The 10,768-nt window shown below is 58.2% G+C and carries 11 protein-coding genes and 2 pseudogenes; 9 read left to right on the forward strand and 4 right to left on the reverse strand.

What is annotated here, in order from left to right; all coding sequences use genetic code 11:
• Positions 1 to 293: 293 nt before the first annotated feature.
• The 7 genes and pseudogenes from AC6LJ9_RS15255 to AC6LJ9_RS15285 form a co-directional block, all read left to right on the forward strand.
• Positions 294 to 584: a hypothetical protein gene (locus tag AC6LJ9_RS15255; RefSeq protein WP_498148207.1), complete on the forward strand. Its 291-nt coding sequence runs from the start codon at positions 294 to 296 to the stop codon at positions 582 to 584.
• Positions 585 to 966: 382 nt separating this feature from the next.
• Positions 967 to 1,467 carry an acyloxyacyl hydrolase gene (locus AC6LJ9_RS15260; protein WP_498148216.1) on the forward strand — a complete coding sequence of 167 codons (501 nt, stop codon included), beginning with the start codon at positions 967 to 969 and terminating at the stop codon, positions 1,465 to 1,467.
• Between the two features lie 102 nt (positions 1,468 to 1,569).
• Positions 1,570 to 2,007, forward strand: coding sequence for an acetyltransferase (locus AC6LJ9_RS15265; protein ID WP_498148217.1), 438 nt, complete (start codon positions 1,570 to 1,572; stop codon positions 2,005 to 2,007).
• 480 nt (positions 2,008 to 2,487) lie between these two features.
• The gene (locus tag AC6LJ9_RS15270) at positions 2,488 to 4,524 is read left to right on the forward strand and encodes an acyltransferase family protein (protein ID WP_498148208.1); all 2,037 of its coding nucleotides are present in this window, start codon (positions 2,488 to 2,490) and stop codon (positions 4,522 to 4,524) included.
• Between the two features lie 278 nt (positions 4,525 to 4,802).
• Positions 4,803 to 6,002: an acyltransferase family protein gene (locus AC6LJ9_RS15275; protein ID WP_498148209.1), complete on the forward strand. Its 1,200-nt coding sequence runs from the start codon at positions 4,803 to 4,805 to the stop codon at positions 6,000 to 6,002.
• A 377-nt stretch (positions 6,003 to 6,379) separates the two neighbouring features.
• On the forward strand, positions 6,380 to 8,401 hold the full coding sequence (locus tag AC6LJ9_RS15280) for an acyltransferase family protein (protein ID WP_498148210.1): 2,022 nt from the start codon (positions 6,380 to 6,382) through the stop codon (positions 8,399 to 8,401).
• A gap of 394 nt (positions 8,402 to 8,795) precedes the next feature.
• Positions 8,796 to 8,879 (forward strand): annotated as a pseudogene (locus tag AC6LJ9_RS15285) (DUF1153 domain-containing protein); the annotation flags it as partial.
• Between the two features lie 252 nt (positions 8,880 to 9,131).
• On the opposite strand, the gene AC6LJ9_RS15290 reads toward AC6LJ9_RS15285, so the two are convergent.
• From AC6LJ9_RS15290 to AC6LJ9_RS15300, 3 genes and pseudogenes are all read right to left on the reverse strand, one after another.
• A complete protein-coding gene (locus AC6LJ9_RS15290; RefSeq protein WP_498148211.1) occupies positions 9,132 to 9,365 on the reverse strand; it encodes a hypothetical protein in 234 nt (77 codons plus the stop codon).
• A 4-nt stretch (positions 9,366 to 9,369) separates the two neighbouring features.
• The gene (locus AC6LJ9_RS15295) at positions 9,370 to 9,501 is read right to left on the reverse strand and encodes a major capsid family protein (protein WP_498148212.1); all 132 of its coding nucleotides are present in this window, start codon (positions 9,499 to 9,501) and stop codon (positions 9,370 to 9,372) included.
• A gap of 115 nt (positions 9,502 to 9,616) precedes the next feature.
• Positions 9,617 to 9,682 (reverse strand): annotated as a pseudogene (locus tag AC6LJ9_RS15300) (hypothetical protein); the annotation flags it as partial.
• 46 nt (positions 9,683 to 9,728) lie between these two features.
• Between AC6LJ9_RS15300 and AC6LJ9_RS15305 the strand changes: the two are divergent.
• Entirely contained in the window at positions 9,729 to 10,043 is a 315-nt protein-coding gene (locus AC6LJ9_RS15305) for a tyrosine-type recombinase/integrase (RefSeq protein WP_498148213.1), read from the forward strand.
• A gap of 58 nt (positions 10,044 to 10,101) precedes the next feature.
• On the opposite strand, the gene AC6LJ9_RS15310 is transcribed toward AC6LJ9_RS15305, so the two are convergent.
• Positions 10,102 to 10,512: a hypothetical protein gene (locus AC6LJ9_RS15310; RefSeq protein WP_498148214.1), complete on the reverse strand. Its 411-nt coding sequence runs from the start codon at positions 10,510 to 10,512 to the stop codon at positions 10,102 to 10,104.
• Between the two features lie 70 nt (positions 10,513 to 10,582).
• Here AC6LJ9_RS15310 and AC6LJ9_RS15315 point away from each other — a divergent pair.
• Positions 10,583 to 10,768: hypothetical protein (locus AC6LJ9_RS15315; protein ID WP_498148215.1), on the forward strand; the 186-nt coding region annotated here is incomplete at its 3' end.

A 10,768-nucleotide genomic window follows, 5' to 3' on the forward strand; every position in this document is an offset into this window, starting at 1 on the left:
TGGCAAATTTGTCTTTTACACAAAAAATTCCATGCTACTTCTTGGCACAGCGCCACATCACATGGACGGACGAGTCTAAAAGAGCGCATGCTGTGGACTTGATCCCCGGCCGGTACAGCCGGGGATTTCTTTTGCCCGTCGCAGTCGTCCGAACGCATCGCCTCCACAAACCGAGCCACCGCTCGCGCTGTCCCTGCCCGCAACGTCGCATGCATCGGCAGTATCATGGCCTCCCACGACAGGCGCCAGCCTGTATGCCACGGCACAAACGCCCATCTCCAGGAGCCGACGCGATGACCATCGTGACGTTGCTCGAATTCGCCGGCATGGATCAGCAGGCCTACGACAGACTCGGCGCAAGCCTGCAGGCGCAAGGCGCGCCCGCAGGCATCCTCTTCCATTCCTGCGGCGCGGTTCCTGATGGCTGGCGCATCGTCGACGCCTGGCGGTCGCAGGAGGACTTCGATCACTTCGTCGATGGAACCCTGTTGCCCGCGGCCCGAAGCCTGCGCATCCCCGCGCCGGCCCGGCGCGAGCACTTTCATGCCTACCATGCAGGCTTGGTGGCCCCAGGGACCTGCTGAGCGCGAATGCCCGGCATCCGCATGTGGCCGTTCCCCACGGCATGACAAAAAAAAGTCAGTTTTCTTGAATAACTCGGAAAACTGACAATCAATTGTTCACGAAACTTCAAATTTCTCGTCGATGCGATTGATAGAGTGACCGGACTGTTGAACAAATTGGTTCGACAGCGGCGCTGGCATGGACAAGGCCTCCATAGCGGAGAGAGGCTGCCATATCTGCGCCCGCATCCCGGAATGCCAGCCACGGATTCTCGATTCATCCAAGGGCGGATTCCCGTTGCGTTGCACTCATCTTTCAGTCGACAACATGAAAACCAACAATCAGAAAACAAGCAGGAAGCAATCCAGCAGGAACGGGATCTTGTCAGGCATCACTTGCCTGATGCTGTTCAATGCGGCGGGCCCGGCCACCGCAAGCTCCAGTGGTACGCAAGGCGGCATCAGCGTGCACTACGGCGTCGGGGATCGATACCAGCGCTACACGTTGAACTATGAAACACCCTCGGTCTGGACCACGCGATTCGGCGGCCGCTGGGGCCGCCTGGACCTGACGCCGGAGATCGGCGTTTCGTACTGGACCGCAGACCGCCCGCGCTCGCCCGGCCAGGCCTGGCAGTTCAGCGCGATCCCGATGTTCCGATGGTGGACCAGCGAACGCTTCTACATCGAGGCCGGCGTGGGTGCCACCGTGCTCACGCGCACACGATTCTCGAATCGGAACATCGGCTCGGCGTTTCAGTTTGGCGACCACATCGGCGTGGGCTTTCTGCTGACGCCCAACAGCCGTGTTGGCGTGCGCTATTCGCATTTCTCCAACGCGGGCATCAAGCGACCGAATCCGGGACTGGATACGGTGCAACTGACATACACGCATCAATTCTGATGCATGGCCCGCATCACCGACAAGGCGTTGCGGGCGCCGCCCTCGCGGCTTGCCGGCAAGCGCCGGTTTGATCGTCAACGGGCAATGGACTACTCTATTGCGATGATAACGATTAGATCTTCCCGCCCCGGCGAGGGCGCCCGCGTCGTCGAAATCTGGCGCCGCGCGGTTGACGCCACCCATGATTTTCTTTCCCCTGAAGACCGCCAGGCCATCGACGAGATGGTGTGCGGCTTCCTGCCCCAGGCGCCGCTGCTGCTTGCCGTGGACGCGCATGACTATCCGCAGGCATTCATGCTCATCGACAACGGCCACATGCAGGCCCTGTTCGTCGACCCGGCCTGCCGCGGCACCGGCATCGGCGCCGCGCTGGTGCGCCACGGCCTTGCGCTGCATCCCCGGATGACGACCGACGTCAATGAGCAGAACGGCCAGGCCGTGGGTTTCTATGAAAGGATGGGGTTCAAGCGCATCGGCCGGTCGGCGCTTGATGATCAGGGCAGGCCTTATCCGTTGATTCATTTGGCGTATCAGCCCTAGCACTTTGCTGGGCAGAGAACCACGGGACACAGCGAATACACGCGGAGGATTGCAGCTTCTTTCCGTTCGTTCCTGATCTCCGGGAACGTCTCGAACGTCCCGATAGAAGACTTTCAAAAGACAAAATGAATGGGAGCCCAGGTAGGGGCTTCCGGTACAAGCATGTCTTGCAAGTTCGGTATCCCGTAGCGGTCTGGGTTCTTGCTGCAGGACGGGAGGCGTCGTAGCGCCTCAATCCAGCCGTGTCGCCAGATCAGAGCGTGGCGATGCCGGCACGATCCATGTCGGTCAGCACTTGGCCCCCTCAGCCTGTCGTTTTCGCATCCTTGCTTACATCGAGCTGAGCACTTGTCAACGCTGCGTCCCGGACGGGCAAGGCGTCCCGCCGAAGTGAATTTCGAAATATTGCGAAGTTCTCCTACAATCCCGGACCTTGACAGATCGCCTATCCACAACAAGAGGCTCGGGAGCAAACCTGCAATGGGGTTACCGCAACAAAAACGAGAATACCGACCTGATATTGACGGTCTCCGGGCGGTGGCGGTACTTGCCGTGGTGGTGTTCCATGCATTCCCCACCTTGCTCAGAGGCGGCTTTGTCGGCGTCGACGTTTTCTTCGTCATTTCCGGATACCTGATTTCCGGCATCATCTTTCGCGGCCTGCAGAACGACAACTTCAGTTTCACGACCTTTTATAGCCACCGGGTCAAACGGATCTTTCCCGCGTTGCTTTTGGTCCTGGCGGCATCGTTTGCCGCAGGCTGGTTCGTGCTGTTGCCCAATGAATTCACACAGCTGGGCAAGCATATTGCGACCGGCGCCGGCTTTATCCAGAACTTCGCATTGTGGTTCGAGGATGGCTACTTCAACACGGCCTCAGAGCTCAAACCGCTGATGCACCTGTGGTCGCTGGCCGTCGAGGAACAGTTCTATATCGTCTATCCCGTACTCATCTGGTTGCTCTGGCGCGCACGGCTCAACCTGATGATCAGCATCTTTGCTATTGCCTTGGTCTCATTCGCGCTCAATGTGACGACCATTTCCACAGATTCGGTCAGGGTGTTCTTTTCTCCGCAGTACCGTTTCTGGGAGCTCATGGCAGGTTGCATCTTGAGCTACATCCAGGTCTTTCCGCAGTCGCGAACCGCCGCCTTCCTCCGGGCCTGTCGAGAACATGCTCCCGTCAGGCTGCAGGGCGCCAGGCTTAACGACGTCGCGTCGCTGGCGGGGCTTTTCCTTATCCTCGCCACTGCCGGCGCGGTCAGCGAGCAAGTCCTGTTCCCCGGCTGGTGGGCGCTGCCTCCGGTCGTTGGAGCCTTCCTCCTGATTGCCGCCGGCCCTCAAGCCTGGGTCAATCGAACGATCCTGTCGCATCGATTCGTGGTATCCATAGGACTCATCAGCTACCCGTTGTACCTGTGGCACTGGCCTCTTCTTTCGTTCGCACGCATAGTCGAGTCCTCAACGCCAAACCCAGCCATCCGCGCAAGCGCGGTAGCGCTGGCCATAGTGCTTTCCTGGCTGACATATAAGCTTGTCGAACGGCCTATTCGTTACGGCGATCGCCGGTCGTTTGCCACCCCTGCGCTATGCACGCTCATGATAGGAGTGGCGGGCGTGGGTTACCTGACGAACTTCAACGCCGGATTCAGCTTCCGACACGAGCGACTGCTCGAGGCCAATTCCCAGTTTGGTTGGAATGGGCTGGTTTTCAATCAAGACTGCGTGAGTGCTTTCCCCCAATTGGCTGGCGAACATTGCAACCTTTCAAAGCGTGCGGAGCCAACGACCGCCCTGCTGGGCGACTCCCATAGCAATGCGCTGTATCCAGGCCTTGCGCAGATTGCCGACTCCAAAGGCGAAGTCGTGGTCAATTTTGCCAGAGGAGGATGTACGCCGTTCTTTGATGTGGCCTCGCATCAGAGGGGGAAGACCGACTATTGCGCAGACTACACCAACCGCGCGTTGGAACTCAGCGAAACGCTGCCCTCGGTTCGGACAATCATCCTATCGTCCCGCGGCCCCTTGTACACCACGGGCAGAGGCTACAACGAAGGATATGACTGGGTCATAACATCGCCCGAAACGCCCCACGCAGCGGATTTTTCGGAGGTATTTGAAGCTGGCATGCGCAGGACCTTCTCACGCCTATCGAAGTCAGGGAAGACGATAATATTCGTGATCGACGTCCCGGAATTAGGGTTCCCCCCTCGCGCGTGTGTACCCACCCGCCCCGGATCCATCACAGGAACAATAAAGGCCCCCTGCGCAATCCCGCGATCAGAATACGACCAACGAAATGCTGTCTATCGACAAATCGTCGAAAAGGTCGCCGCGAGCTTCCCAACCGTGAAGATAGTCGACCCGAGCCGAACGCTCTGCAACGACACGTACTGCTGGGCGATGAAGGATGGGAATGTTGTCTATCGGGATGATGACCATCTCTCTGTATATGGCTCGTCCATCGTTGCACAGCAGATCTTTTCAAAGATCACGCAAGGAGCCTCCACTAGGTGAGTCCGGTATCGACTTGGGCGGCCAACGCGTGGACCGTACTCCCCCACTGTCTTCCACGCTGCTGAGATCCAGGACGCTCGGCGCCTATATAGCTGGCAAGTGAGCACAGCTGCATCCAGGGTGTAGGCAAACGCCGCCGCGGGATATCGGAATCCTCAGCATTCAAGCATGCATCCTGCAAGAAAAGACCCACCGAGGCGGGCCAGGCCACACAAAGCCCGTCGTTTATACTCGCCGCCACACTCTGGCGACAGGACAGCCCCTGGAAGTAAAAAATAATGCTCCACACCGAAAAATCCCCGGAAAGGCCTAAAGACAAGGTGTTGAGCCTAGAGGGCTTGCGCGGGTATGCAGCCATTGCAGTCGTCTTTTCTCACTTGGCACTGGAGTTTTTCCCGGGAGCCGCTCGTGGAGATGTAACCGCGGCGCATTCCGCAGCCGAAATATGGCTTTACCACAGCCCGTTCAAGTTTCTCTATTCCGGTTTTTTTGCCGTCTGCATTTTCTTCGTCATGAGCGGGTACGTGCTCGCGAAAAAATTTCTTATCACGCAGAACAGGGAAGTCCTGGGCGAAGCTGCTCTGAAGCGGTATTTCCGACTGATGCCGCCGGTCTTGGCTGCAAGCATGCTGCTCGTCGCGGCGATCGGCCTATACCATGGCATCGGAGCTGAACAGCTAGGCCCGCGCCTTCTGGACGCTGCTACTGAAGCGACGTATCGGACCTTCCTGTTCGGTGCAAACACGTACAACTCGGTCATATGGACAATGCAGATTGAGTTTCTTGGCTCTCTTCTGCTATTTCTTTTTCTCGCGCTATTTGGCCGCATGAAGTATGCCGGAATTGCCGTGATGATCACATCTACCGCGGCGATGTCTCTATCCCCATTGCATGGCTATTTCATGGCGTTGTTCCTCATCGGCGCATATATCGACAAGATTGCGGTGCTCCTAAGACCATTCGGATTGTCGCTCTTGTGCATGATGGCGGCGTTGTATCTGGGCGGCTATGACAGTCCATCTCAAGCCTACAAGTACTTGGTCATTGCCGCCAACATACTTCAATTCAACTATGGCATTCGGCTGAATTGGCCAGTATTTTTTCCCGCAATAGGAGCTATCCTTCTGGTCGCCGCAGTGCGAGCAAATGGAACCTTGTCCAAACCACTATCTACGCCCCTCTCTGTCTGGTTGGGGAAAGTGTCCTTCTCGCTCTACCTCACCCACTCCATCACCTTTTTCTTTGTGACTGCACCAGTATTCAAGGCACTGGAACCGACGGTCGGTTACAACGCGGCCGCTTTGGCTGCCTGTGCGACCGCAGTGTGCACATCATTAGCTCTGGCCGAATTGTTTTACCGTTTGTGCGACCGGCCGTCTGTCATCCTCTCCAGCAAGGTGGGAACCCTTTCTCGGCTAGCGTTCGAGAGAGCACAACGCCGCAGGATGTCTGCCGCCAGCACACATCAAAGCACATGATTCTGGTAGTGCGCTCGTATGCAATGACATCCCACTGAAGTCACGACGGGCGTTGTCAACGCCGACGACGGCAGACTTGCTTCCAGTCACTCCGGCGCCCGTCAGTCATCTCCATCACCGCCACGCGCCGCGGTAGAACGCCGATCGCCGAAGATCGGCTGGAGCACAATGCACACGCTACCGAGTGGATCGTTCGCTACACGAATTCTTGCCCCGACGACAGGCGATTTTCACGCCCCCCATTGGCACCCTGCTCCACCGCAGTACTCCTCTGGGGCTGCATCCCAGCATCCCGCATAGACGGAGAGCGCCCGCCAAAGCGGGCGACTGCTATTCGCTCTTACAATCCGAGCCAGCTTCAAAAATGACCTGTGAAAATGTCGAACCTTAAGTACCGGCCAGAGATTGACGGCCTGCGCGCGCTGTCAGTCCTGGCCGTAGTCCTGTTCCACCTGGGCGTACCAGGCGCAAATGGCGGTTTTGTCGGCGTCGATGTTTTTTTTGTAATCTCCGGCTTCCTGATCACCAGCATTCTGCGCGCCGATCTGGACAACGGCACCTTCTCGCTCCTTTCCTTCTACGATCGGCGTATCCGGCGCATTCTACCGGCGCTTCTGGTGATGCTGTCGGCGTCGATCGCCGCAGGGTACTGGCTACTGGCGCCAGGCGACTACGCCACCATGGCGCGAAGTGCAGTGGCCGCTGCTACCTCAGTGAGCAACGTTTTCTTTTGGTTGAACACTGGATACTTCGACGCATCGTCCTCAATGATGCCGCTGCTGCATACCTGGTCGCTGGCCATCGAAGAACAGTTCTACGTCTTCCTGCCGCTGCTCTTGGCAGGCATCTACCACTATGGTCTTGGCAGACGAACGCTTGCAATCCTGCTCTGCTTCCTGGGCCTGAGCTTCATAGGCGCGCTCATCGTCTTGGCTGTCGCCCCCAAGGCAGCGTTCTACCTGCCTCAGTATCGCGCCTGGGAACTCGCCGCTGGCGCCGTTCTCGCATTTCTGCCCGAACCAAAGTCAGCACGGTTTGCAGCACCACTTGGGCTCATACTGATTGGGGCCACCGTCTTGAGCCTGAACAAATCGACTCCCTTTCCGGGAACTGCCGCGCTATTGCCTGTGGTAGGAGCCGCGCTAGTGCTGCGATATGGCTCGCAGCCCGGCGCCGTGCGCGCCTTCCTGTCAGTGCCTCCGGTAGTCTTCGTAGGCAAGATTTCCTATTCCTTCTACCTCTGGCATTGGCCGGTCATAGTCTTCTGGAAGCACTACACCGGCAATGCATCCATGGCTCCTACCGAACAGTTGGCTCTTGCTGCCCTATCCTTCGCGCTTGGCTGGCTTTCGTGGCGTTGGATTGAGCAGCCTTTGCGCCGCAGGAATCTGGACGAACACCGCACGGTCGGCACCGGTATTGGCGCTTCTGTTCTGATATCAGCAGCCGCTCTTGTCGTCGTTTTCGCTCAAGGATTTCCGGCTCGGATTTCCCCCGACCTGGGCAATCTCGGCAATCGAGATGCCATGTGGACGTGGTCCTGTCCTGCAGATGTGCCCGATGGTCCCTGGAAAGGTCTCTGCCAAGTCGGTTCATCATGGACAACCGCGAGGGCTCGCCTGGTTTTGACAGGCGACAGCCACGCGGAGCATTTCATGCCGTACATCCATGAGGCGGCAAAGGCGAACAATGTCGCAGTAGTGCTGTTTCGCGCTTGCCCTCCTGTCTTCACAACAGCAGGGACGAAAAGAGAGGCACGCGGCGCCCCGAGCTACACTGCCGATTGCACGAGAACGCGAACCCAGCTTTTATCCGGGCTCGCCGAATCTCCAGACGTGGCAGGAGTCATCATCGCATCCGCCTGGTCTGGCCACGCGCTCTGGTCCTTCAGAGGGGACTCGCCTCCCAAGAACATTGGCACAACAGACGCCAGGCAAAGTGGGCTGCGCGCCCTTCAGGACGGCACAAATGATCTGCTTGATGAGCTGAAAGAGCTTGGAAAACAGGCAATCATTGTTGCCGATATGCCATCGTTTGATGGCGATCCACTCCATTGTGCAATCGGATCATCCTCGGGACTGCTCCGGTGGCCATGCGCTCCTGGATCCACGATGATCGCAGCCGCCGTATTCAATGAGTGGCAAGCCGCATCGCAACGGATGCTCGAGACGGTTCGGGCGAGCCATCCTGAGGCCAGGTTCATTTTTCCAGGGCCTGCCATGTGCAGTAACACCGGTTGTGACGCCACGCAGGATGGCAAGTTCCTGTACCGCGATACAGACCACCTGCGGCGTGACCTCGACCCAATGGTTAATCGGCAGTTGGCTGATCGCATCGGCCTGACCACCGAATTGGCATCGCCCTGTCTCAGAAGTAAGTCTTGCGCCGCCCCCAAATGATGCTTGACCGGCGTCAATAGACCGCCAACCGCCAAATCTCGTTGTGCGCAGCGCAATATTCAATCGCGCCCACGAGAGCGGCCTGGCAGCAAAAACAAAACGGACCTCGGATTGCTCCAAGACCCGCATGTTTAATTGGTAGCCCCCCCCCCGAGAGTCGAACTCGGCGCCTGCGGATTAAGAGTCTGCCGGGGAATCCAGGCCTTATGCGGGTTTCGAGCAGACTCCTGCTCCGCAGACGGTCTGGCACATCGCCAAAAAAACACTTTTAGAAGCAAGTGTCGCTTTTCGATTGCAAAACGCGATTTCAGGGGAAATCTCATGTGCGGTCGCGTATTGACCCAGTGAAAACCTGCTCACGTCATAATCGAGGTAGTTGACGACGAGCAGGAAGATAGAAGACGACATCAAACGCTGGACGGCCAAGCGCAAGAGCGCGCTGGTGCTGGACATCATTCAAGGCAAAACCACCGTCGCCGTCCAGGCGCTGCCATCGGTGGCTAGCAAGCCCAACGAGCGTTGGTCAACGCATAAGCCCCCCCTTCCCGCGCACGCGGTCAATCACCGGCAGCCACAGCGCGCCGATGGACGCCGCCTGCACAGCCTCCCACGCGCGCGACACGATGGCCATACCGGACATGCCGGCAAGGAAGTCCACGCGCTCACGCCCATGTTTACTTTGGTGTCTCCCTGGGTCGCAACCGTCGAGAAGATCCCAACTCCACCTGTGTCAGCCCTTCGTTGAACCCGAACGTAGTGCGTGCACGCCCTGGATATTCTGCGCTTCCAGGTGCTTCAGGTCGCCCGCACTCAGCGGCTGGACCTGCGTCCGCACATCAGGGACCACCCGATACTTCAGCACCTGCTTGAGGCCTGGGCCAGGCTCGTAGCCATCGCGGTACTTGATCGTGGCCAGGACATTCGGATTGACCGCGGCGGTGATCGGGCCGGCGATTCCGCGCATGGGATCACCACGGGAACGGTGTAGCCAGTCGGTGAGGGCCGATAGCCATCGGAACCTTGATGACAGCGCCCCACGTGCCCTGAGACTTCTTCTGCTTGAAGCTCGACGTGTCGCGCACGATTGCGTGAGCGCGCATGTTCTCGGTCAACGCCGCAGTACCTGTGCGCGGCCCCTCGATCGAATCGACGATCGTCCGTGTCGGCGTCCAGCTTGCGTACTTCAGCCTGCTCTTTCTGGCTCAGCTGCCACAGCGGGACAAAGCTGAACGTGATGTCGGGATCAATCTCACCAAACTCGCTCAGTCGGATGACTTCCAGGCATGTCTGTAGTGGATCCCGGAAGACTGCCTACTGGTCAGACAAAATGTCGTCATGGAAGACGCGAATCTCGCCCTCGGGGCCGGGGTTCAAACCGCTTGCCCGGGCAATCGGCCTGGAGAATCTGCGGTTCCATGATCTTCGCCATAGCACAGCAAGCGAGACGATCAATTCAAAGGTCGATCTGTACACCGTAGGCGCGGTGCTTAGGCACAAGTCAGCAGCCAGCACCAAACGATACAGCCACTGTGGGGAGGTGCGCAGTTTGAGACTGAGGCAAGACCCGATGTTGGTCGGAATTCCTAAGAAAAACAAAGACCTAGCCGGTCAACCAATCTGCCAAGACTTTGCGACTAAATAGCTTCGGATCGCCGAAGTCTGGGAAAAATGCACGTTGTTTGAGACTGACTCTAGCCTGGCTACGTCGGAGCCGCGACCTGACGACATTCCGTCATGGCGCGGTCATAGGCGCGGGCCGCTGCAACAACGGCGGGCTGTACATCTGCCATGGTCCGCTGTTGCAGAAACGCCGTCCGATAACCGTTAAACACCGTGGCCAGCTCAAGGGAAGCCTGCTTGCAAGGCATCAGCGGAACGACGAGCGTATTGCGTGCGCCGCGCAGCTGCACGCCCAGGACTGGCGAGATCAGCTCAGCGGTCTGCATTAACCACGTCCGCTCAACATAGGCCGGCCCAGCACCCGTAAAGAACGTGGTGTCCTTCTCCTGCAGCGCGCGTTTGAGCATCGCCTCTGCGCCGTTTAACGCGGCCACTATTTCCCCAGCAGCGGCTTGTGTTTCCGACGCAGACCACGCCTTGCGCGATGTCACTGCCTCGTCTGTGATGAACCTTACGTCCGCTGCTGTCCGCAGAGGCACCTGCCCAAACGCTGGCTGCGCCATGCAAGACGCCCATACCGTTAAAGCCGCCAATCCCAGACCGCTTTTCATCGAAATTTCCTTGATTTTGAGTTCGCCAATCTGCAGGCGATTGGCGAACTACTGCAACAGCCACTTAGCCACCGAAACGATAGGGAACGCAGTTGCCAAGATTGGCAAAAATCCCCAAACCAAAAGAAAACGCGGG

The sequence above is a fragment of the Achromobacter sp. 1011811831 genome (assembly GCF_059760905.1).